Below are 20139 nucleotides of genomic sequence, written 5' to 3' on the forward strand. Positions count from 1 at the left end.
CCATGACACAGGCCATTCTGAGCCGTTTTGAAGCCGCACGTTCGGTCGTGCGCGATGCCGCCGCCCTGGCCATGAAAATGCGCCCCGCCCCCGGCGGCCCCAAGGGCACCCAGAAGAGTGCGCAGGACTGGCTGACGGAAACCGATGGCGCGGTCGAGTCCTTCATTTCGGAGCGAATCGGCACCCTGTTCCCCGAAGATGGCTTTCAGGGCGAGGAAGAAGGCCGCACCCGCACCGGCACCCTGCGCTGGGTCGTGGACCCGATCGACGGCACCTCCAATTACGCGCGCGGCCGCAACCGCTGGTGTATCTCGCTGGGCCTGATGGATGGCGATACACCGGTTGCCGGAATTATCGAGGCCCCTGCCCTTGGCGAGACCTATACCGCCGTGCGCGGGCACGGGGCGTTCCTCAACGGCCAGCGCATCCATGCCTCCCCGGTGACGGATACCGCTTCCTCCCTGATTGAAATGGGGTGGAGCAACCGCGTACCGCCCGGCGTGTTTCAGGAAAAGATCGACGCCATCCTGAATCTGGGCGCCATGCCGCGTTCGGGCGGGTCCGGTGCCATTGCGCTGGCCGAAGTCGCCTGCGGGCGGCAGGATGGCTACCTGGAAATCCGCATCAACCTGTGGGACGTGGCGGCCGCGCTGGTACTGCTTGAAGAAGCCGGTGCGCGTGTCTCCCCCTTCCTGCGTGATGGCGGGCTTACGGACGGCATCAGCATCCTCGCGGCGGCTCCCGGCATTGCCGATGCCCTGTCGGATGCCGTGGGCGTATCCTTTTGACCATACGGGCGGCATGGGTATGAACGGGCTTGCCTAACCGGCCATGATTCAGCCATGAAAACAGGCCACTCCAGCGCATGGGCCGTCTGGGTGGATCTGCGGTTACGAATCGGAAAGGGAGGATGGGTTTGCACAAGTTTCATCTCATCAGGACATCACTCGCCGCCATGGCCCTGATGATGCCGCTGCATGCCGCCCTGGCAGCGAGCATGGAAGAAGAACAGAACCTGGTTGACCGCGCGACCCTGACCGTTCGGGACATGTTCACCTCTGCCACGGCCGATAGCAGGATCACCCATTACCTTGCGGATTCCCGCGGGGTGATTGTCTGCCCCTCGGTCTTTCGCATGTCGATCGCCTTTGGCGGTGGCGGTGGTGGCTGCGTCTTCCTGACGCGTGATGCCCATGGCTCATGGTCTGACCCGGCCTTCTACCGCATGAGTTCGGCCAATTTCGGCGTGCAGTTCGGCATGCAGGATGTTGAGGTCATGCTGTTCGTCATGACCGATCAGGGCGTGCAGTCGCTGCTGGACAGCCAGTTCAAGCTCAGCGCCGATGTCGGCACGTCCTTCGCCTCCTCCGGTTCCGGACTGGAGCGGGGCACGGCGGGCGAACATAACACCAGCATCCTCGGGGTGCAGAAGTCCAAGGGGCTGTTTGCCGGGGCGGCCCTTGGCGGCTCCAAGATGCGAGTGAACAGCGCCGCCAACCGGGCCTATTACAACCAGGTTGTCGGACCGGAGGATATTGTGGTGTCGATGCGGGTCAACAACTCCGGGGCCGACCCGCTACGCGCCGCCCTGTCGGAAGTGCTGGCCACGGCCCAGAGCCGCCCGGGCAAGAATGGCCAGACAGGAAGTGCCGCCACATCAACCACCAGCACGTCACCCCAGCCCGTGGCCACGGCCCCCGCTGGCGCGGTTACAAGCCAGAGCCTGCCCCCCCAGTAACCAGAGGAACGGGGTAGCAAACGGCAGGACAGGACCGGCGCGGCCGCTATTTTGCAGGCTGCGGCGCGTCCTGCGCGTGCTTCGCGGCCCTGAAGACCGAGACATGGCGGTTATGGTCATCCAGTGAGGATGCAAAATCATGCCCGCCATGGCCGTTTGCCACAAAATAGAGCTGGTCCCCCTGCGCCGGGTGCGCTGCGGCCTGAAGCGACGCCAGACCGGGGGAACAGATCGGCTCCGGCGGCAGGCCGGGAATGACATAGGTATTATAGGCCGTGGGCTGTAAAAGATCGGCACGCGACAGCGCATGCCCAAGCGGCCCCACCCCCTTGTTCAGCCCGTAAACCACTGTGGGATCGGACTGGAGCCGCATGCCCTTATGCAGGCGGTTGAGGAACACCCGCGCAACCATGGGCCGCTCATCTGCAACCGCTGTCTCGCGTTCGATCATCGAGGCCAGGACCAGCAGGTCGTGCCGGTTCACCACGGCAGGGTCAACCTCCCGCCCATCCCATACCTGATCAAGGGCACGATCCATGGCATGCTGCATGCGCGCCAGCATCTGGGCGCGTGGCATGCCCCATTCGTAATCATAGGTCAGGGGCATGACAGATCCCTCCGCCGGGAAGGGAAAGCTGCCATCCATATAGGGGGCACGGTCCAGCAAGGCCGCAATCTGGATGGCGGACAGCCCCTCCGGCACGGTCAGACGGTGCACGACCGGCCTACCATGGCGCAGGACCACCAGTACCTGGCGGATGGATGCATGTGCGGGAAAGACCAGTTCGGCCGCATGGAAAGACCCGTCAACGCGGGTCAGGGCCGTAGCCCCCATGAATACTTTTTGCGTAAGCAGGCTGCGATCAAGCACATCCGCCTGCTGCAGGGTGGCAAGAACCTGCGCCACGCCACCATGGGGAATGACAACCGTACGCTGTTCGGTCAGGGGACCGGGGGCGGCGTAGTGCCTTGCCCCCACGAACACGATGCCCAGACCTGACAGGACCAGCAGCAAGAACACCAGCCCCAGGGCCGTCAGAACCCTGCGCACCCCATCTCCTTACGTATTTCTGGCAAGGGTGTGCCCGCAGGCACGTCCCTTTACACGCCGCGCAGGATCACGCTGGCGTTGGTTCCGCCAAAGCCGAAGCTGTTGGACAGGATCGTGTCGATCTTGCGCTCCTGCGCCGTGTGCGCGATGCGGTCGATCACACTCTCACGCGACGGGTTGTCGAGGTTGAGCGTGGGCGGCGCGACATTGTCACGAATGGCGAGGATGGAATAGATCGCCTCGATCGCCCCGGCCGCGCCAAGCAGGTGGCCGGTCGCAGACTTGGTGGAGGACATGGCGAGCTTGCGCGCGTCATCACCGAACAGGCGCTCGACCGCTTCCAGCTCAAGGTCATCCGCCATGGTGGATGTGCCATGCGCGTTGACATACTGGATGTCCGCCGTGGTCAGCCCCGCGCTGCGCAGGGCGTTCTGCATGGCGCGATATGCCCCTTCATGCCCCGGCGCGGGCGCCGTGATATGATGGGCATCGCCCGACATGCCGTAACCGATCACCTCGGCATAGATCTTGGCGCCACGGGCCTTGGCGTGTTCGTATTCTTCCAGCACCACGATGCCGGAACCCTCACCCATCACGAAGCCATCGCGGTCCCTGTCCCACGGACGGGATGCCTTTTCCGGCGTATCGTTGAAATGGGTGGAAAGAGCCTTGGCGGAGCAGAACCCGGCAATACCCAGCGGGCACACCGCGGCCTCGGCCCCACCGGCGACCATAACATCCGCATCGCCCAGCATGATCATGCGCGCGGCATCGCCAATGGCGTGCACACCCGTGGCGCAGGCCGTGACGACCGAATGGTTCGGCCCCTTGAAACCGTATTTGATGGAGACATGCCCCGAGACCAGATTGATCAGGGCGGACGGGATGAAGAAAGGCGACAGGCGGCGTGCCCGGCCTTCCTTTACCGTTACCGATGCCTCGTAAATTGTCTGGAGGCCGCCGATACCCGCACCGATCATGACGCCGGTACGGCAGCGATCTTCCTCCGATTCCGGCTTCCAGCCCGAATCCTCGACCGCTTCGGTCGCCGCCACGAGACCAAGATGGATAAAGCGGTCCATCTTTTTCTGGTCCTTGACCGGCACCCAGTCCGAAAGGGTCAGGCCGCCACTTTCCGTTGGCCCTGCGGGCACTTCGCCCGCGACCTGTGCCGGCAGGTCGGACGCATCGAACGCTGAAATACGGCCAAAGCCGTTTTCCCCGGCCACGAGACGTGACCAGTTACGCTCAACACCCAGTCCGAGAGGGCTGACCATGCCCATACCGGTTACGACAACGCGCCGCTGTCCAGACGTCAATCCGGTAGACTGCATCAACCCGTCCTGCTCCCTAGAAAGTAACGATACCTGACTGAATTCGTATTAAAGTGTGATCGGCGTAAAGCCGATCAGGCCGCTTTCTGCTTCTCGATGTAATCGATCGCGTCCTTCACGGTCGTGATCTTCTCGGCGGCGTCCTCAGGGATTTCGACGCTGAAAGCTTCCTCGAAAGCCATGACCAGCTCGACCGTGTCCAGGCTGTCCGCGCCCAGGTCGTCGATGAAAGACGCATCCGGGGTGACCTTGCTTTCGTCCACACCAAGGTGCTCGACTACGATCTTCTTAACCTTATCGGCGATTTCGCTCATCTGTCTCTGCTTCCTGTCTGCCCCTGAAAGAAACGGGCGGTTCGAAACGTGTTCGTCGTGTAACGTCCCTGCGCGCCGATGTTGCACACCGGCCTGCTTCGGACGAAGCTGCGGGCGATTAGCACGGTTTTGATGCCATCGCCAAGGCAGCGATTGCATTTCGTGTCCGTTCGCCCCGAATTTAAGGGGACAGCCGGGCTGTCAGGCCTATCTTTTTTGTCACTTCGGGCCCGCTGTCCAGCAAAATATCACATCCCTCAGGGCATCGCCATGCCGCCGTTGACATGCAGGGTGGCCCCGGTCACCCATCCGGCCTCGTCCGATGCCAGATAGACCACGGCGGGGGCGATGTCACCCGGCTGGCCCATGCGGCCCAGCGGGATGGCGCCCACCAGCTTTTCCTTCTGCGCATCAGGCAGGACATCGGTCATGGCGGTCTGGATGAAGCCCGGGGCGATGGTGTTCACGGTCACGCCGCGCGCGCCCGCTTCCTGCGCCAGGGACTTGCCCATGCCGATCATGCCGGCCTTGGCGGCGGCGTAATTGGCCTGTCCGGCATTGCCCGTAACCCCCACGACGGAGGCGATGTTGATGATCCGCCCCGCCCTGCGGCGCAGCATGCCCTTCAGCACCGCGCGGCACAGACGGAAGGGGGCGGCAAGGTCCACGTCAAGCACGCGGTTCCAGTCGTCATCCTTCATCCGAATCGCAAGCGTGTCGCGCGTCAGGCCCGCATTGTTGACCAGAATGGCCAGCGGCGCGCCTGCCTTTTCCTCGGCGCTGGCGACCAGTGCGTCAGCCGCGGCGGCATCGGACAGGTCAGCAGGGCATACATGCAGCCGCTCGGCCCCGCCCTGCGCGCCGATATCGGCCGCCACTTCCTCCAGCACCGCCTGCCGGGTGCCCGACAGCACCACGGTGGCCCCCTGCGCATGCAGCGCGCGGGCAATCTCGCGCCCGATTCCACCCGATGCGCCGGTTACTAGCGCAACCTTTCCGTCCAGTCTGAACATGAACCCTCCGTCCCCCAAGCTATCCATCAATGAAACAGGTGCCGCCAGCGCTCAGCGCGCGGCGAGATAGGCTTCGATATCCGCAGGCGTGCCGACCGAGCAGGTGGCGACATCACCATTGATGCGCCGCACCAGCCCCGCCAGCACCTTGCCTGCCCCGATCTCGACAAAGCTGTCGATGCCCATGGCCACCATCGCGTCAACGCTTTCGCGCCAGCGCACCGTGCCCGTGACCTGGCGCACCAGCAGGTCGCGGATCATGTCGGGCTGGGTCACCTTGGCTGCCGTGACATTGGCCACCACCGGCACGACGGGCACGTTGATCGGCGCATCGGCAAGGGCCTTGCGCATTTCCTCGGCCGCGGGCGCCATCATGGAGCAGTGGAACGGGGCCGAAACCGGCAGCTTGAGCGCGCGCTTGACGCCCTGCTCCTTCGCCAGTGCGATCACGCGGTCAATCGCCGCCATCTCGCCCGCCACGACCACCTGGCCGCCGCCATTGTCATTGGCGACTTCCAGCACCTGCCGGTGGGTCTGGCCGGCCTCATCGGTAAAGCTGGCGGCCTGCGCGCACAGGGCGCTGGCGCGCTCAAGGTCCATGCCCACGCCGATCAGGGCGGCCATGCCGCCTTCACCCGGGGGCACGGCCTTCTGCATGGCGTTGCCGCGCAGGCGCAGCAGGCGCGCGGTCTGGGCCACACCCAGCGCGCCGGTGGCGGCAAGGGCTGAATATTCCCCCAGCGAGTGCCCGGCCACCAGCGCCACGTCACGCTTCAGGTCAAGCCCGCCCTCACGCTCCAGCACCCGCAGCACGGCCAGCGAGACCGCCATCAGCGCGGGCTGGGCGTTATCGGTGCGGGTCAGTTCGTCCATCGGCCCTTCGAAAATCAGCTTCGAGAGGTGCTGGCCCAGTGCGTCATCAACTTCCTGAAACACTTCCCGCGCCGGCGCGAACGCCTGGGCCAGATCGTGTCCCATTCCAACTGACTGACTTCCCTGACCGGGGAAAACAAAGGCTTGCACAGGCATGGCTTCCATCCAGACTGATATTGTTTCTTCAACGCCCCCGCGTGATGCGGGCTATGACAGGCAGTGTCAATCACCCCCGCGCCCATGGCGCAGCCGCCACAGCGCCAGCAGCAGCACGTCCCATGGCAGCGCAGCACCTTCACGCAGGCGCCAGAACCAGCGTCGGCCCCATCCGCGCGCGGCGGGCACGCCGGGCGGTGGCACACGCACCACCCGCCACCCCATCATGCGCATGAGCAGCATGCAGCGCGGCAGGTGATAGGCGCTGCTGGCCACCGCAACCGGCCCCCCATATCCCTGCCGCTGCAGGAGCCGCGAACAGGCCAGGACCGAGGCGAGTGTGTCCGGTGCGGTTTCCTCCGCCATCACGGCGTCAGGCGGCACACCGGCTTCCACCAGCAGGCGGGTCATGACGGCGGCTTCCGTCAGCCCCGCTGGTCCCGGCAGACCACCGGTGGGCATATACATGACCGCCCCATCCCGCCCCGCGCCAAAGGCCCGGGCGGCGGCGACGCGCAACCGCAGCGTGCGCCCTGCCGTGCCATCCGGCCGCAGCTTCGCGCCGAAGATGACGACTGGCAGGGCCATCCCCGCTCCACACTGCATGGTGGGTCAGTCCGGTGCGCGCAGCAGCACCCGGTTGAGCGATTCCAGCGTGGTGAAGATCTGCTCCCACGCCCGGGCGAAGCGTGAGGCCGACAGGCCCCGTGTCTCCGAGATCGCGGCGAGGTCGGCCACGCTGCGCACGCCATCAATCAGCGGCAGGATACCGCGTGCCTGTGGCGGCAGCGGGATGGATACCTGCAACGTGCCGAAGGCGAAGGGCAGCCGGTCATCCGGCCCGATCATGCGGGCCAGTTCGAGACCGGGAATCTCGCGCATGACCGGCACGGCATCCGGGGCGAATGCGTCGGCCCGCCGGACCGGCTCGCTCGCGCGCCGCACATAGGCGACGTGCGTGGCCATGTTGCCCGCCACGTCCTCGGCCACGGCCTGCCGGGCGCGTTCGGGCAGCGCCGCGATCCGTTCACGCAGCCGTGGGTCGGGCAGCAGCAGGGCCGGGTCGTAGCGCGCCGGTTCCATCAGGCAGGAAGCCGCCAGCCCCGCGCGGTCCAGCAGGGCATGGAAGGCCGTTATGTCATAGGCCCGGTCACGCGGGTTGAGCAGCAGGTCGTACAGCCCCGCATCACCGCCGGTCAGGTGGTCACCAAAATTGGTATTCTGCCGCAGCCATGCCGTAGCGGGCAGGTGCCGCATGACCCGACGCGCTGTATCCAGCCGCCGCGCAGGGGGTTCCGCCAACGGGGCAAGGCGTTCAAGCGCGTCCTGAAGCATGTACACGCCCGTCCGGCCATAGGGCGCATAGACCATAAGTCCCATGCCGCCACCGGGCGCCAGCACGCCCTCAAGTGCCGCCAGCCCGGCATCGGGGTCCGGCAGGTGGTGCAGCACGCCACAGCAGTCGATATAGTCAAACGGGCCGGACACCGCGCCAGCAAGGTCCGTCAGGTCGCCACTGACAAAACGCATGTTCTCCAGCCCGCGCACCGCCGCACGGGCACGGACCGTTTCCAGCGCAGCGGCGGAGCGGTCCAGACACACGACCTCCCCCGGTCGGCCCTCGCGCGCCATGTGGGTGGCCAGCATGATCGCGCCATCCCCCGTGCCGCACCCGGCCACCAGCACGCGCAGCGGCAGGGAACGGGAGCGGGTTGCGCCAAACACCCAGTAATCAATCTCACGCAGGTGGCTGGGGCTGCCGATCAGCAGCCTGCTTTTTTCCTCACGCGGGTCACGGGCGGGATAGGGATACTGCTCGTACTGGGCCTGCAGCCCGGCGTCACGCGCATCCCCTGCGCCGGGGGCGCCACTTTCATTGCTGGTCATGGCGGGCCTCAGCGCGGCAGCAGCTTGCCGCGCTGCCAAGCCTCGGCAGCGTCCTCGGCGCTCATGCCGTCATTGCGCATGGCGTGGTCCAGCGCGCTGACCACCTTGTTGCCCAGCGTCAGTTCATCCAGTTCATCCAGCAGGTCCGAATCCATATCGGCGCGGATGGCCGAGCGGATCAGGATACGGGCCTCCTGCTCCGCGCCGCAGGCGGATTTCGGGTCTGCAAGCTCGACCATGCGGCTGCCGTAATGCAGGGAGGACGGCTGCCATGTGGGGATGAGTTCAGGCTGGCCCTTTTCCAGCACCTCCGCCGCATGGGCAAAGGCTTCCGCATCGGGGCGGCTGGCAATGGTGTAGCCCGCCGCCGTCAGGTCATAGGCCGCCACGACCTGCCTTACCCGATCCAGAACCGATGCGGGCGTCACGATTTCCCGCCCGATTGCACTACCTGCCGCGGCAAGCTCCGCAAGCGATGTGACACCAGCCCCCGCCGCAGCGGGCACGCCGAAGCCGAAGGCGGGGCGGTAAAGCTGCCCGAATGCCTGCATGCCCAGATCGGGGGCAAGGAACCCGGCATCCACATCCGGCAGCCAGGCGGAGACGAACAGGTCCACATCCCCACGGCGCATGTGTTCCTGCATTTCCGCACGGGGGGCCACGACGTATTCTATCTCAAGTTCATAGGCTTCCAGCACGCGCGCCACGGCGGCGGCGGATGCCTGCTGCACGGTCGTGTCCAGATGCCCGAGGGTCACGGTTGTCATGTCATTTCACTCCTTGAAGGGGGGACAGGCCCGACCTGTCAGCCCTGTGGCTGGGGCATCTGCACATGCGCGGGCCGTGCGGGCGCGCCGTGGCGGGGGGATGCGGACGGGACGGCGTAGTCGAACACTACGGTCGCGATGATGTAGGGTGCCGCGAATTTCTTGAATGCCTCATGCGCGGGATCGAAATAGGCCGGGTCGTTCACCACGGGGCGACCCACGTAATAGTTACGGTCCCCTTCGGAGCGGAACGTGACCACGAAGGCCTGCTGCAGCCCCTCATCCGCGCCCTCGCCGCTGATCTGGGCACCGCTCTCGATGGCGGCGATGACGGGTGAACCATCCTCGCGCCGCGAAATCTGGGCAAGGGCCATGAACCGCCGCACAACTTCGGCGCGCTGGGCATCGGTAATGGTGGGCAGGAAGCGCATCAGGACAATATGACGGACGGTACCCATGTGGAACCCGGCCGAGGTGAAGGTGCGCAGCCCGATCCGTGATGCCATGACCCGCTGCGCGCGCGTGGCGTCACTGATGGGCGTTTCCTCGGCCGATGCAGCCTGTGCCGCCGGGGCGGGCGCGGGCGGCGTATCCGCATGCGCCACACCCCCCAGCAGAAGCCCGCCCATGGCCAGAAACGCCGCACCCTGCGTCTTGATATGCTTAACCTTCATCCTGTCCGTCTTTGTTCCTGTAAATCAGTAGGTTGGTATCATCAGGCCATGGCCGCCCCGATCCGGGCGAATTTGCGCTGGCGCATCTGGAGCACGCGGTACATCCCCGCCGCAAGCACGGCATGCAGCCGCCCGTGCGGCGTCCAGCCAATGGTCTTGAGGATCATGCCCGTGACCCGCGCGGCGTGGCGCGGCTGGTAAAAGCGCAGCGCGCGCGACATGTAGGCCGCGATGCAGCGCCGGTGGTCATAAGGCACGCCGGGCGGCTCGTTCGTGGTGTGGAAGGCGGAGGCGAGTTCATCGTCCTCGCTTTCCGTCACCCGGCCCAGCGCGATGCGCGTGCGCTGCCACACGCCCAGGCGCTCCCGGCGCAGGTAGCGCTGCATATGGTCATAGAACAGCTTGAAATGACGGTACTCATCCGCCGCGATCTGCCGGCATATCGCCTGCAGCAGCGGCTCGCGCGTGGCGTCGGCCAGGGCGGTGTAGAAAGATGACGTGCCGGTTTCCACCATGCAGCGCGCGATCAGTTCCCCCGTGCGTGAACCACGGATGGAGGCATCCACATCCACATCCAGCCGGTAGGACTGCCGGTAGCGCGCGAACGCGGCCATGTAATCCCATGACGGATCGGCCAGCATCGCCCACCGGCCCAGCGCATCGCCGTGCTGGACCTCCTCCTGCGCCCAGTTATCCGCCGCCTGGCTGAAGTCAGGGTCATCAGCGAACACGTTCTTCAGGTAATGGGCGTATTCAAGGCCATTGCGCTCGACAACCGATGCGGCCTTGACCAAGGGGACAATATCAGGATCCACCCGCTGCGGGTCGAAACGGTCCCAGTTCATCTGTTCAATGCGCCAGTGTTTCATCTCAACCTGTCTTCTGCATGTTCTCCATAACGGCATCCGGAACGTGCCACTGCCGGGGAGGACATGACACATGTTTCACGTTTACGCCAATCCCGCGCGCTCTCCCCCTGTCATACCGGTCCCATATCGTGCTAGGGGCGTTGCCCGACACCGCCAATAAGAAAGACAGATTGGGTCGCCATATGAACATTCACGAATATCAGGCAAAGGCGCTGCTGCGCTCCTACGGCATGCCCGTGCCTGAAGGACGTGCTGCCGCCACCACGGATGAAGCCGTAACGGCCGCCCGCGCACTGGGTGCGCCGGTTACCGTGGTCAAGGCACAGATTCACGCCGGGGGGCGTGGGGCCGGGCATTTTGCCGGCAGGCCCGAAGGCAAGGGCGGCGTCCGCCTGGCCCGCAGCATTGAAGAGGTCTCGGAAGCAGCGGACGCCATGCTGGGCGAGGTGCTTGTCACCCTCCAGACCGGCCCGGCGGGCCGCCTTGTCCGCACGCTGTATGTCGAGTCCGGCTGTGACATCGCGCGTGAGCTGTATCTTTCCCTGCTGGTGGACCGCTCGACCGGGCGTCTGGTCATCGTGGCCTCGCCCGATGGCGGCATGGAAATCGAGCATGTGGCGGCGGCGACGCCCGAACGCATCTTCAAGGAAAGCATCGACCCCGCCCGGGGGCTGTGTGATTACCAGTCCCGTGGCCTGGCGGTGCGCCTTGGGCTCAAGGGCCGTGAAATCCGCGCGTTCCAGAACGTGGTGCGCGCCGCCTATGACGCCTTTACCGACCTTGACGCCGCGATCGTGGAAATCAACCCGCTGGTCGTGACCGGGGCAGGCGACCTGCTGGCGCTCGACGCCAAGATGTCATTCGACGAGAACGCCCTGTTCCGCCACCCCGAGGTGGCGAAGCTGCGTGACGAGAACGAGGAAGACCCCCGCGAACGTGAAGCCGCCGAATACGGGCTGGCCTATGTGGGGCTGGATGGCAACATCGGCTGCATGGTCAATGGCGCGGGCCTGGCCATGGCGACGATGGACATCATCAAGATGGAAGGCGAAGAGCCGGCCAACTTCCTCGATGTCGGCGGTGGCGCGTCCAAGGAACGGGTGGCGGCCGCCTTCCGCATCCTGATCGGTGACCCCAAGGTGCGCGGCATCCTTGTCAACATCTTCGGCGGCATCATGCGCTGTGACGTGATTGCGGAGGCCATCATCGCCGCATCGCACGAAACCGGGCTGAACGTGCCGCTGGTGGTGCGCCTGGCGGGCACGAATGTCGAACGCGGCAAGGCGCTGCTGGCTGAATCCGGCCTGACAATCATTCCCGCCGATGATCTGGGCGACGCCGCCCGCAAGATCGTAACCGCCGTCCGTAACGCCGGAGCCTGAGCGAATGTCCATTCTCGTCAACCGTTCCACCAAGGTGATCACGCAGGGCTTTACCGGCGCGCAGGGCACCTTCCATACCGAACAGGCCATTGCCTATGGCACCCGCATGGTCGGCGGCGTCACCCCGGGCAAGGGCGGCAGCCTCCATCTCGGCCTGCCGGTGTTCGACACCGTTGCCCAGGCGCGTGAGGCCACCGGGGCCGATGCCTCGGTCATCTACGTGCCGCCCGTGGGCGCGGCCGACGCCATCCTTGAGGCCATAGCCGCCGGCATCCCGCTGATCGTGTGCATTACCGAAGGGATTCCGGTGCAGGACATGGTGCGCGTGCGCGCAGCACTGGAACAGTCCGACAGCATCCTGATCGGCCCGAACTGCCCCGGCATCATCACGCCCGATGAATGCAAGATCGGCATCATGCCCGGCCCCATCCACCGCCGCGGGCATGTGGGCATCGTCTCGCGCTCGGGCACCCTGACATACGAGGCCGTGGCCCAGACCACCGCCATCGGCCAGGGGCAGAGCACCTGCGTCGGCATTGGCGGCGACCCGGTCAAGGGCATGGACTTTACCGATGTGCTCGAGCGCATGATCGCGGACCCGGACACGCATTCCATCGTCATGATCGGTGAGATCGGCGGCACCTCGGAAATCGAGGGTGCGGAACTGATCCGCGCCAGCGGCACGCGCAAGCCGGTCGTGGGCTTCATCGCGGGCGCCACCGCCCCTCCGGGCCGCCGCATGGGCCATGCGGGCGCCGTGATTACCGGCGGGCATGAAACCGCCAGTGCGAAGATAGAGGCCCTGCACGCAGCGGGCATACACGTCTCCCCCAGCCCGGCGGAGCTGGGCACCACGCTGGCGCGCGTGCTGGGCTGATCCCGCCCGGACATGGGTGGCACGGACCGAGATGGTCCGCGCCACCCGTGCCATAAAATATAAATATGATGGTGTTCAGCCCTGTTATATGGCACAGGCAGAACGGCTTTTTCACATCATGACCGCCAGAGGATCACGACCGATGCCCGATGGGAGCCGCCCGGAAACCCTGCACGCGCATGCTGGCCCCACCAGCCTGCCCCCCGTAAGGACAGACTGGACGCGTGATGAAGTCGCGGCCCTGATGGCGCTGCCCTTTCCCGACCTGATCTACCGTGCCCAGACCGTGCATCGCGCCCGGTTCGACCCCACGGAAATGCAGGTCTCCACCCTGCTGTCCATCAAGACCGGCGGTTGCCCCGAAGACTGCGCCTACTGCCCGCAGAGCGCCCAGCATGAGGATGGCGGCGTCAAGGCCAGCCGCCTCATGGCGGTGGAAGAAGTGCTGAAGGAAGCCCGCGCCGCCAAGGCCGCCGGGGCCACGCGCTTCTGCATGGGCGCGGCATGGCGCAGCCCGAAGGAGCACGACCTGCAGACCGTGTGCGCCATGGTCAAGGGCGTAAAGGAACTGGGGCTGGAAAGCTGCGTGACGCTGGGCATGCTCGATAACGGGCAGGCGCACAAGCTCAAGGCGGCGGGGCTGGATTACTACAACCACAACATCGACACCTCGCCCGAATATTATGGCGACATCATCTCGACCCGCACCTTTCAGGACCGGCTCGACACGCTGGACAACGTGCGTGACGCGGGCATCAATGTCTGCTGTGGCGGGATTGTCGGCATGGGTGAGGACAGCACCGACCGCGCAGGCATGATCGCGGCCCTGGCCAGCCTGCCCCAGCACCCCGAAAGCGTGCCGATCAACATGCTGGTGCGCGTGGAAGGCACGCCGCTGGCCGACCGGACGGATGAGATGGTGGACCCGATCGAGTTCGTGCGCACCATTGCCGCCGCCCGCATCACCATGCCCGCCAGCCGCGTGCGTCTGGCCGCCGGGCGCGAGGACATGACCGACGAGGCCCAGACCCTGTGCTTCCTGGCGGGTGCCAATTCGATTTTCTATGGCGAACGCCTGCTGACCACCCCCAATCCCGCCGCCACGCGCGACCGGCAGTTGCTTGACCGGCTGGGCATGCATACATCCCACAAACAGGGCTGAACCCGACGCAGCCGGCGCGGGCCGGCAGGGCATTTTCCCGCGCTGGTCCGTGTCCGGACGCGTGCATTACGAAATCTGGAACATGTCCTATACGGTAAAGGAAATTTTCCCCACCCTGCAGGGTGAGGGCGCGCAGGCTGGCCGCACGGCGGTATTCTGCCGCTTTGCGGGGTGCAACCTGTGGTCCGGCCTTGAACGGGACCGGGAACAAGCCACCTGCCGGTTCTGTGATACCGATTTCATCGGGACGGATGGCCCGGGCGGCGGGCGCTTTGCCTCCGCCGCACAGTTGGCCGACGCCATTGCCGCCGCTTGGCCCGCGCAGGGCCAGGGGCCGGGCTTTGTCGTCTTTACCGGGGGGGAACCGCTGCTCCAGCTTGACGCCGCACTGATCGCGGCGCTGCATGAGCGCGGCTTTGAAATTGCGGTGGAAACCAATGGCACCCTTGCCGCGCCCGACGGGATCGACTGGCTCTGTGTCAGCCCCAAGGCCGGCGCCGTGCTTGTGCAGAAAAGCGGGGATGAGCTGAAGCTCGTCCACCCGCAGCCCGGCCTGCCGCCCGAACAAGTTGCGGATCTGGATTTCCAGAAATTCTGGCTCCAGCCGATGGATAACGCCCATCGTGACATCAATACCGCCGCAGCGGTCGATTACTGCATGCATCATCCGCAATGGCGTCTATCATTGCAGACCCACAAGCTGATCGGGATACCCTGACATGAGCGTTCCCCCGCCCCTTTCCCGCCCTGAAGACGAAGCCGCCCTTGTCCTGTTCTCCGGCGGGCAGGATTCAGCCACCTGCCTTGCATGGGCGCTGTCACGCTTTGGCCGGGTGGAAACGCTGGGCTTTGACTACGGGCAACGCCACGCGGTTGAACTGGAATGTCGCGCTACGCTGCGCGAGGGCATGGCCACCGAAAACCCGACATGGGCGCAGCGCCTTGGCGCGGACCATACGCTGGATCTTGCGGCCCTTGGCACCGTATCGGACACCGCGCTGACGCGTGAGGCCGAGATCGCCATGACCGAAGGCGGGCTGCCCAATACCTTCGTGCCCGGGCGCAACCTCATTTTCCTGACCTTTGCCGCCGCCCTCGCGGCCCGGCGCAACGTCCGCCATATCGTGACCGGCGTGTGCGAGACCGATTATTCCGGCTACCCCGACTGCCGGGATGACACGATCAAGTCGCTTCAGGTCACGCTCAACCTGGGCATGGACAGCCATTACATCATCCACACCCCGCTCATGTGGATCGACAAGGCCCAGACATGGGAGCTTGCCCTCCAGCTTGGCGGCAACGCGCTGGTCAGGCTCATCAACCACGAAAGCCATAGCTGCTACCTTGGCACGCGCGGCACGCTGCATGCATGGGGACATGGCTGCGGCACATGCCCGGCCTGCCTGTTGCGCAAGGCCGGATGGGAACGGTTCATGGCAGAACGCCACCATGTTTGAACTGGTCTTTACCCGCCGCTTTTCCATGGCGCACCGCCTGCTGTCCGGCGGGAGCGAACGCTGCGCCCTGCCGCACGGGCATAATGAATATGTCCGCGCCAGCCTGCGCGCCACCACCCCCGGCGCACTGGACGGGCGCGCCAACATGGTCCTGCCCTTCCAGCGCGCGAAGGAGACATGGCACCGCTTCATAGACGGCCATGTGGACCACGCGCTGCAACTGGGCGAGCGTGACCCCCTGCTGGAATGGTTTGCCAAACATGAACCCCAGCGCGCACGGCGCATACTGGTCACGCCCGGCGACCCCACGACCGAGCTGCTGGCCTGCCTGCTCATGGCCAAGCTGAACGCCTTTCTGGCGCATGACGGGGGCATACTGACCTGCGCCACCCTCGAAATCGAGGAAACGCCCACCAACACCGTCCGCTACAGTGGTGATCCCCTTGCCGTCTTGCCCCGGCCGCGCCCCGCCGCGCAGTGCTGGTGGCAGCGCCCGGACATGACCATTGCCGACACCTGATCCATTTCCACCGTTGAAAGGCCCCGCCGCATCCATGTCAGCTTTTGTCCGTTACCGTCAGGAATGGTTCGGTAACATCACGCGCGACACACTGGCCGGAATGGTCGGGACGTTCGCGCTGATACCGGAAGTCATTGCATTTTCATTCGTGGCTGGCGTGGACCCGGCGGTCGGGCTGTATGCGTCATTCGTCATAAGCGTCGTGATCGCCCTGACCGGGGGCAGGCCGGGCATGATCTCGGGCGCGGCCGGGTCGGTCGCCCTTGTGGCGGCGGCACTGGTGCGCGGGCATGGCGTGCAGTACCTGCTGGCGGCCACCCTGCTATGCGGGCTGCTGCAGGTCGTGTTCGGGATGCTGCGGCTGCATGTGCTCATGCGCTATGTCTCGCGCCCGGTGCGCACCGGGTTTGTCAATGCGCTGGCCATCCTGATCTTTTCGGCACAGGTTCCGCACATGCTGCATGTGACATGGCACAGCTACGCCATGATCGCGCTGGGGCTGGCCATCATCTACACCGTGCCGCGTGTGTTCACGGCCATTCCCTCGCCCCTGATCTGCATCGTGGTGCTGACGGTGGTGTCGGTCCTTCACCCCATGCCACTGCATACGGTGGCCGACCTTGGCCGCCTGCCCGACAGCCTGCCGCATCTGGTCTGGCCGGACGTGCCGTTCTCGCTTGATACGCTTGAGGTGATCGCGCCCTACGCGCTGGCCATGGCGAGCGTGGGCATGCTCGAATCCATGATGACCGCCCGCGTTGTGGACGACATGACCGAAACCCACAGCAGCAAGCGACAGGAATGTGTGGGCCTTGGTGTGGCCAACATCGCCGTTGGCCTGTTTGGCGGCATCGCGGGTTGCGGCATGATCGGGCAGACGGTGGGCAACCTGCGCTATGGCGGGCGGGGGCGGCTGTCCACCTTCGTGGCGGGGGCTTTCCTGCTGCTGCTCATGGTCCTGCTGCGGCCGTGGGTGGCGCAGGTGCCGGTCACGGCGCTGGTCGCGATCATGATCATGGTATCGGCCAGCACATTCTCATGGTCGTCGCTGCGCGATCTGGCGCATCACCCGCGCACCACCAGCGTCATCATGCTCGCGACCGTAGCCGTTGTTGTCGGCACGCATGACCTGGCGGCAGGCGTTGCGGTGGGTGTCCTGCTCAATGGCCTGTTTTTCGCCTTTCAGGTTTCCAGCATGCTCTCGGTCACCAGCACGCTGTCCGCCGATGGCGGCAGCCGGACCTACCGGGTGGACGGGCAGGTCTTCTTTGCCTCATCCGACAGCTTTACCGATGCCTTTGACCTGCATGACACGGCGCGCACCATCACCATTGACCTGACACAGGCCCATCTGTGGGACATGACGGCCATTGGCGCGCTTGAGGAACTGGTGGGCAGGCTGGAAGCGCAGGGCAAGCAGGTGCAACTGACCGGGCTGAACCATGCCAGCAGTTCGCTGCTTGAACGCCATACCGCCCTGCAGTCACAGGGCTGACCCCAGCCACGCGCCCCGGAGACCGGAAACGGCGCGGGGCAAGGACTATTTCGTATGCGCGGGGGGCGCGGGCTGGGCAAAGGGGTCCGCTGCGGGTGCGCCCGCCAGCTTGGCCCAGCGATCAGCCGCGGCGGTATCACCCGCCTGCCGCGCGCTCTGGCTGGCGCGGGCATAAAGCTGTAGCGCGGCCTGTCCGTCCCCTGCCCTGTCCGCCGCGCGGGCCGCGACGCCAAGCGCGCGGGCCATATCACGATACGCTACCTGATGCCGCCGGATCGTGACGGCCTGCAGCGCATCCTGCCAGGCCGTCCGGGCATCGCCATTGGTGGCGAGCAGGTTGCGGGCCGCGATTTCCTTCGCATCCGCACTCCATGACGGTGGAACCCGGCCTGTCAGCGTGGCGAAATAGGCCGCGACCGAGGCCAGCGTGGCCTGATCCCCGCTATCATCGGCAATCAGCCCCCGGATGAACTGCCCCTTTTCCGCAATATCCGAATCCTGCGCGCCTGCCGCACGCGCGGCGGCCGTAGCGGCTTCGGCCTCACGGCCAAGGCGGTGCAACGCACCCGCCTGCACCAGATCAAGCCCGGAATCATCGCCTGACTGCCCGCGCACCGCCAGCGCCGCGCGCGTTGCGGTGATGGTGGCCAGCGCATCCTGCGGCTTGTTGGCGTCAAGCTGCACGGTGGCCAGATTATAGCCGGAATCGCCTATCGCCGTGACATCATCACGCGCCAGCGCGCGTTCACCCGCAGCCCGGTACTGCTGCTCCGCCACTGCAAGGCGGTCCATCCCCACGGCCTCGCCCGCCGTATCCATATCCTGTGACAGGGTGGTGTCGGTGGGGGAGTCCGCCTTCTGCGCGCCCCCGCCGCATCCTGCCAGCGCGAGAAGCAGCGCCATGGCCGCGTAGTCCTTTTTCATGGTCATGGCTGCACCCTCTGCGCCGGGAGACGGTGCCCGTGCTTCACCTTGTTTGAACTGCCACCCAGTATCCACAGCCCACGCATCTGGTCGACCAGCTTCTGCAGGCTGCTGACCGTGCTCTGCGCCTGCACCAGCAGGACCGGAAGCTGCTGGCTGGCATCCTGCAGGTTGCGGGTGATGGCGGGCGTGGCGTTGCTCAGGTCGCCCGTGGCGTTGCGCACGTTGGTCATGCTGGCGTTGGCCTTGTCCATCACGCTGGCAAGCTGCTTTTCAATGGGCGTGAGCTGGCTGATCGTGGCGTCAAGCGTGGTGATCATCTGCTCGGCCTGCCGGACCAGGTCGTCATTCGTCATGAGACGCCCGATGGAGCCCTTGCCCGCATGCATGTCGGTAATGGTCGCATCCATCGTGGCCATCATGTGCTGGGCGTTATCAAGCACCGGAATGACGCGGTCACGGATATCGCTGAAGGTCTGGGTAATGGTATCGGCCGGATTGGGCGCGTTGGTGGCGCTGAGCACGGCGTAGCTCCAGTCCAGCTTGTCCCCCACCCCGCGCGAGATGTCGATGTAGCTGGCCCCGGCCACCACGAAACGCTTGCGGATGATGGCCGTGCTGTCACGGCGGATATAGGGTTCGATGTCCGGATCGATTTCCGCGATGGCGTACATCCCGCCCGAGGGGTTGATGCGCACGCGCCGCACCGTGCCCGCATGGATGCCCATCACCTCCAGGTCATCACCCACCGAAAGGCCGCTTACGCCATTTTCGGGCAGGACGATCCGCAACCGGCCAGCGGGCGTGAGCCAGTCATGCAGCACGCCGGCCTCGATCACGGCGCCGAACAGGATGACGAGGGAGACCAGAACCAGAATCCCGACCCACTCATCCGCGTAACGGACACGCACCAGTTGCCGGATTCCGTCTGACTGTTGTTTCTGGACCATTACACCACCCGCATGGGAAAAAGACCTTCATCAAGAAGGCGCATGTGGAGATTCACCGCCTTGCGATATTCGCGCCACGCCGCCGGGGAGCGGACGAACCATAACACGCCGCACCCTCGGTCCCGCGCCGCGGTGACCGTCTCGAAGAACGGCAGTACGCTCTCCTCGGGCAGGGTGTCGGATATATCTTCCAGCACCAGCAGCTCCGGCCGCCCGAGGAAGGCCCGCACGCAGGCCGCCCGCGCCAGGTCCGCACCAGAAAGCCGGTCCGGCGCGGTAATGGGCAGTCCGGGCAGGCCAAACCTGTACCCCAGCTGGGTTGCGTGTTCCACCACGTCCTCGAACTCATCGGTCGTATGGTAGAGCTGCGGCAACATGACATTGAGATGCGTGCCAAACAGGTTGAGCCAGCTGCCGTGGCGCGAGATGCGGCCGATACGCCCGCGCAGCGCGTTGAGCTGCCTGTCACGCAGCGTGCTCCAGTCCAGCCCCATGAACCTGATGCTGCCCTGCGTGAGCGAAACCATGCCCGAGCACATATCCGCAAATATGGCGGCCCGCGCACTGTCACGGCAGTCGATCACCACACATTCACCGGGCATCATGCGCAGGTTGTAGGGCGCGGGCATGAGCCCGGTTTCCGCAAACGAGGGCACGACGTCGCGCAGTTCCAGCAGGGGAGCATTTGCCGTCATG

22 protein-coding genes are annotated in these 20139 nt (G+C 65.5%); 9 read left to right on the forward strand and 13 right to left on the reverse strand.

Features of this window, described 5'->3' with window-relative positions:
- The first annotated feature begins 2 nt into the window (after positions 1-2).
- On the forward strand, positions 3-788 hold the full coding sequence (locus DY926_RS03110) for an inositol monophosphatase family protein (RefSeq protein WP_116702031.1): 786 nt from the start codon (positions 3-5) through the stop codon (positions 786-788).
- A gap of 122 nt (positions 789-910) precedes the next feature.
- Positions 911-1738, forward strand: coding sequence for a lipid-binding SYLF domain-containing protein (locus DY926_RS03115; RefSeq protein WP_186336053.1), 828 nt, complete (start codon positions 911-913; stop codon positions 1736-1738).
- Positions 1739-1784: 46 nt separating this feature from the next.
- On the opposite strand, the gene mltG is transcribed toward DY926_RS03115, so the two are convergent.
- The 10 genes from mltG to DY926_RS03165 form a co-directional block, all read right to left on the reverse strand.
- On the reverse strand, positions 1785-2789 hold the full coding sequence (gene mltG, locus DY926_RS03120; protein ID WP_116702032.1) for an endolytic transglycosylase MltG: 1005 nt from the start codon (positions 2787-2789) through the stop codon (positions 1785-1787).
- 50 nt (positions 2790-2839) lie between these two features.
- The gene (gene fabF, locus DY926_RS03125; RefSeq protein ID WP_116702033.1) at positions 2840-4123 is read right to left on the reverse strand and encodes a beta-ketoacyl-ACP synthase II; all 1284 of its coding nucleotides are present in this window, start codon (positions 4121-4123) and stop codon (positions 2840-2842) included.
- Positions 4124-4197: 74 nt separating this feature from the next.
- Complete coding sequence (locus tag DY926_RS03130; RefSeq protein ID WP_003618476.1) at positions 4198-4437, reverse strand: acyl carrier protein; 240 nt, start codon at positions 4435-4437, stop codon at positions 4198-4200.
- Between the two features lie 257 nt (positions 4438-4694).
- Positions 4695-5450, reverse strand: coding sequence for a 3-oxoacyl-[acyl-carrier-protein] reductase (gene fabG, locus DY926_RS03135; protein WP_116702034.1), 756 nt, complete (start codon positions 5448-5450; stop codon positions 4695-4697).
- Between the two features lie 51 nt (positions 5451-5501).
- Complete coding sequence (gene fabD, locus DY926_RS03140) at positions 5502-6428, reverse strand: ACP S-malonyltransferase (RefSeq protein WP_241503024.1); 927 nt, start codon at positions 6426-6428, stop codon at positions 5502-5504.
- Between the two features lie 117 nt (positions 6429-6545).
- Positions 6546-7067, reverse strand: a complete 522-nt coding sequence (locus DY926_RS03145) for a YdcF family protein (protein WP_241503025.1) — start codon at positions 7065-7067, stop codon at positions 6546-6548.
- 24 nt (positions 7068-7091) lie between these two features.
- Entirely contained in the window at positions 7092-8366 is a 1275-nt protein-coding gene (locus DY926_RS03150) for a class I SAM-dependent methyltransferase (RefSeq protein ID WP_116702036.1), read from the reverse strand.
- An 8-nt stretch (positions 8367-8374) separates the two neighbouring features.
- Positions 8375-9133, reverse strand: a complete 759-nt coding sequence (locus tag DY926_RS03155; RefSeq protein ID WP_116702037.1) for a glycine betaine ABC transporter substrate-binding protein — start codon at positions 9131-9133, stop codon at positions 8375-8377.
- 38 nt (positions 9134-9171) lie between these two features.
- Positions 9172-9807: a Dabb family protein gene (locus tag DY926_RS03160; protein WP_186336055.1), complete on the reverse strand. Its 636-nt coding sequence runs from the start codon at positions 9805-9807 to the stop codon at positions 9172-9174.
- A 41-nt stretch (positions 9808-9848) separates the two neighbouring features.
- Positions 9849-10676 (reverse strand): acyl-ACP desaturase, encoded by an 828-nt coding sequence (locus DY926_RS03165; protein ID WP_116702038.1) that lies wholly within the window; start codon positions 10674-10676, stop codon positions 9849-9851.
- A gap of 182 nt (positions 10677-10858) precedes the next feature.
- On the opposite strand from DY926_RS03165, the gene sucC reads away from it, so the two are divergent.
- From sucC to DY926_RS03200, 7 genes are all read left to right on the forward strand, one after another.
- A complete protein-coding gene (gene sucC / locus DY926_RS03170; RefSeq protein ID WP_116702039.1) occupies positions 10859-12058 on the forward strand; it encodes an ADP-forming succinate--CoA ligase subunit beta in 1200 nt (399 codons plus the stop codon).
- Positions 12059-12062: 4 nt separating this feature from the next.
- Positions 12063-12935 carry a succinate--CoA ligase subunit alpha gene (sucD, locus tag DY926_RS03175; protein WP_116702040.1) on the forward strand — a complete coding sequence of 291 codons (873 nt, stop codon included), beginning with the start codon at positions 12063-12065 and terminating at the stop codon, positions 12933-12935.
- Positions 12936-13077: 142 nt separating this feature from the next.
- Complete coding sequence (gene bioB / locus DY926_RS03180; protein ID WP_116702041.1) at positions 13078-14097, forward strand: biotin synthase BioB; 1020 nt, start codon at positions 13078-13080, stop codon at positions 14095-14097.
- 82 nt (positions 14098-14179) lie between these two features.
- Entirely contained in the window at positions 14180-14815 is a 636-nt protein-coding gene (gene queE / locus DY926_RS03185) for a 7-carboxy-7-deazaguanine synthase (protein WP_116702058.1), read from the forward strand.
- A 1-nt stretch (position 14816) separates the two neighbouring features.
- Positions 14817-15554, forward strand: a complete 738-nt coding sequence (queC, locus tag DY926_RS03190) for a 7-cyano-7-deazaguanine synthase QueC (protein WP_116702042.1) — start codon at positions 14817-14819, stop codon at positions 15552-15554.
- Positions 15547-16074 carry a 6-pyruvoyl trahydropterin synthase family protein gene (locus DY926_RS03195; RefSeq protein WP_116702043.1) on the forward strand — a complete coding sequence of 176 codons (528 nt, stop codon included), beginning with the start codon at positions 15547-15549 and terminating at the stop codon, positions 16072-16074. The genes queC and DY926_RS03195 overlap by 8 nt, the downstream gene beginning before the upstream one ends.
- A 34-nt stretch (positions 16075-16108) precedes the next feature.
- Entirely contained in the window at positions 16109-17569 is a 1461-nt protein-coding gene (locus DY926_RS03200; RefSeq protein WP_116702059.1) for a SulP family inorganic anion transporter, read from the forward strand.
- Between the two features lie 45 nt (positions 17570-17614).
- Here DY926_RS03200 and DY926_RS03205 read toward each other — a convergent pair whose 3' ends face one another.
- The 3 genes from DY926_RS03205 to DY926_RS03215 are packed head-to-tail and all read right to left on the reverse strand — an operon-like array spanning position 17615 to position 20138.
- Positions 17615-18499: a hypothetical protein gene (locus DY926_RS03205; protein WP_116702044.1), complete on the reverse strand. Its 885-nt coding sequence runs from the start codon at positions 18497-18499 to the stop codon at positions 17615-17617.
- A complete protein-coding gene (locus tag DY926_RS03210; RefSeq protein WP_116702045.1) occupies positions 18496-19443 on the reverse strand; it encodes an MlaD family protein in 948 nt (315 codons plus the stop codon). Before DY926_RS03210 ends, DY926_RS03205 begins: the two co-directional genes overlap by 4 nt.
- A complete protein-coding gene (locus DY926_RS03215; RefSeq protein WP_116702046.1) occupies positions 19443-20138 on the reverse strand; it encodes a P-loop NTPase family protein in 696 nt (231 codons plus the stop codon). Before DY926_RS03215 ends, DY926_RS03210 begins: the two co-directional genes overlap by 1 nt.
- Position 20139 lies beyond the last annotated feature (1 nt).

The sequence above is a fragment of the Komagataeibacter melaceti genome, assembly GCF_003403295.1.
GTDB lineage: Bacteria > Pseudomonadota > Alphaproteobacteria > Acetobacterales > Acetobacteraceae > Komagataeibacter > Komagataeibacter melaceti.

Excerpts from the sequence above, each read along its gene's own strand:
- DY926_RS03110 (WP_116702031.1), top strand. The coding sequence starts at position 3 with ATGACACAGGCCATTCTGAGCCGTTTTGAAGCCGCACGTTCGGTCGTG.
- DY926_RS03115 (WP_186336053.1), top strand. The coding sequence starts at position 911 with ATGGGTTTGCACAAGTTTCATCTCATCAGGACATCACTCGCCGCCATG.
- fabF (WP_116702033.1), bottom strand. The coding sequence starts at position 4,123 with ATGCAGTCTACCGGATTGACGTCTGGACAGCGGCGCGTTGTCGTAACC.
- DY926_RS03130 (WP_003618476.1), bottom strand. The coding sequence starts at position 4,437 with ATGAGCGAAATCGCCGATAAGGTTAAGAAGATCGTAGTCGAGCACCTT.
- fabG (WP_116702034.1), bottom strand. The coding sequence starts at position 5,450 with ATGTTCAGACTGGACGGAAAGGTTGCGCTAGTAACCGGCGCATCGGGT.
- fabD (WP_241503024.1), bottom strand. The coding sequence starts at position 6,428 with ATGGGACACGATCTGGCCCAGGCGTTCGCGCCGGCGCGGGAAGTGTTT.
- DY926_RS03145 (WP_241503025.1), bottom strand. The coding sequence starts at position 7,067 with ATGGCCCTGCCAGTCGTCATCTTCGGCGCGAAGCTGCGGCCGGATGGC.
- DY926_RS03150 (WP_116702036.1), bottom strand. The coding sequence starts at position 8,366 with ATGACCAGCAATGAAAGTGGCGCCCCCGGCGCAGGGGATGCGCGTGAC.
- DY926_RS03155 (WP_116702037.1), bottom strand. The coding sequence starts at position 9,133 with ATGACAACCGTGACCCTCGGGCATCTGGACACGACCGTGCAGCAGGCA.
- DY926_RS03160 (WP_186336055.1), bottom strand. The coding sequence starts at position 9,807 with ATGAAGGTTAAGCATATCAAGACGCAGGGTGCGGCGTTTCTGGCCATG.
- DY926_RS03165 (WP_116702038.1), bottom strand. The coding sequence starts at position 10,676 with ATGAAACACTGGCGCATTGAACAGATGAACTGGGACCGTTTCGACCCG.
- sucC (WP_116702039.1), top strand. The coding sequence starts at position 10,859 with ATGAACATTCACGAATATCAGGCAAAGGCGCTGCTGCGCTCCTACGGC.
- sucD (WP_116702040.1), top strand. The coding sequence starts at position 12,063 with ATGTCCATTCTCGTCAACCGTTCCACCAAGGTGATCACGCAGGGCTTT.
- bioB (WP_116702041.1), top strand. The coding sequence starts at position 13,078 with ATGCCCGATGGGAGCCGCCCGGAAACCCTGCACGCGCATGCTGGCCCC.
- queE (WP_116702058.1), top strand. The coding sequence starts at position 14,180 with ATGTCCTATACGGTAAAGGAAATTTTCCCCACCCTGCAGGGTGAGGGC.
- queC (WP_116702042.1), top strand. The coding sequence starts at position 14,817 with ATGAGCGTTCCCCCGCCCCTTTCCCGCCCTGAAGACGAAGCCGCCCTT.
- DY926_RS03195 (WP_116702043.1), top strand. The coding sequence starts at position 15,547 with ATGTTTGAACTGGTCTTTACCCGCCGCTTTTCCATGGCGCACCGCCTG.
- DY926_RS03200 (WP_116702059.1), top strand. The coding sequence starts at position 16,109 with ATGTCAGCTTTTGTCCGTTACCGTCAGGAATGGTTCGGTAACATCACG.
- DY926_RS03205 (WP_116702044.1), bottom strand. The coding sequence starts at position 18,499 with ATGACCATGAAAAAGGACTACGCGGCCATGGCGCTGCTTCTCGCGCTG.
- DY926_RS03210 (WP_116702045.1), bottom strand. The coding sequence starts at position 19,443 with ATGGTCCAGAAACAACAGTCAGACGGAATCCGGCAACTGGTGCGTGTC.
- DY926_RS03215 (WP_116702046.1), bottom strand. The coding sequence starts at position 20,138 with ATGACGGCAAATGCTCCCCTGCTGGAACTGCGCGACGTCGTGCCCTCG.